This is a genomic window from Geobacillus sp. ZGt-1, assembly GCF_001026865.1.
Taxonomy (GTDB): domain Bacteria; phylum Bacillota; class Bacilli; order Bacillales; family Anoxybacillaceae; genus Geobacillus; species Geobacillus thermoleovorans.
In genome coordinates this window covers 1-866 of record NZ_LDPD01000172.1, presented here as the reverse complement: position 1 = coordinate 866, position 866 = coordinate 1, and the positions used below count along the sequence as shown (strand labels likewise).

General features: G+C 28.8%; 1 protein-coding gene and 1 pseudogene. Both read right to left on the bottom strand.

Annotation, left to right across the window (positions count from 1 at the left end; translation table 11 throughout):
- Nucleotides 1-365, bottom strand: a pseudogene (locus tag VU18_RS16400) (alpha/beta hydrolase); the annotation flags it as partial.
- A gap of 134 nt (nt 366-499) precedes the next feature.
- Nucleotides 500-805, bottom strand: coding sequence for an ASCH domain-containing protein (locus VU18_RS16395; RefSeq protein WP_236687447.1), 306 nt, complete (start codon nt 803-805; stop codon nt 500-502).
- Nucleotides 806-866 lie beyond the last annotated feature (61 nt).

Sequence of the window (866 nt, the reverse complement as noted above, 5' to 3'; positions counted from 1 at the left end):
TAAGACTCTCTTTTCATTATTTCATTAGCAATAGGAATTGTGCCGAGTGATTTACCTAAGAAAATTGTTTCGGTATATTGTCCATTTTTAAGTACGTCCAAAATAACAGGATTTACATCATTCATAATCGTTTGTGTTATATTTTCAAGAGGCTGTTTAAATAAATCTTCATTATATGAATAATGAATATGGACGACATCAATTTTATTTTGAAGCATCGTCATTGTTGCATAATAAAATAGTGGTTTATCATATGTGTATCCTGCACCAGAAAACATAAAACAAATAATTTTAGAACCTGTTTCAATATGTGTATAACTAATTTTTTTATCTTTTGTTTGTAAAGACTTTTTATTAACTTTCACTGATTTCCCCTCCCGATTATTTTTATTATTTTAACACCATTTACCATTTTTGTTTTTAATACTCATTTACTGTCTTATTGGACTAACACATCAGTTAGTTAGAAATTATGACTTTAATACTTTAATTGTAATAGCTAATGCACCCACTGTTTTTCTTGTTCTGGTGAATATATCTTATATGTTGCTTCTAACATTTCCTCCATTGTCCATCCTTCACAGCCAAAGTCTTTAAACGGAATATCTTCATACAGTTCTTTGAATGTATCGTAATTTCTTAATTCCAATACTTCAATTTTTAACACTTCGTTTTCTTCAGGCACTTTAATAAATTCAATTGTATCTCCAATTTTAATCTTTCTTCTTTTCTCATCGTTTAATCGCACCTCAACGGTATTCTCACCTGTTTTAATTAATCGAAAGGGTTCTTCATATAATCCCATTTTGTGTAGCATTATTACTTCACCCCAATAGAAAATTCGATACTTTCACTTATACTTTCTT

Coding starts and splice junctions, on each gene's coding strand:
- VU18_RS16395 (WP_236687447.1), bottom strand. CDS start 805: ATGGGATTATATGAAGAACCCTTTCGATTAATTAAAACAGGTGAGAAT.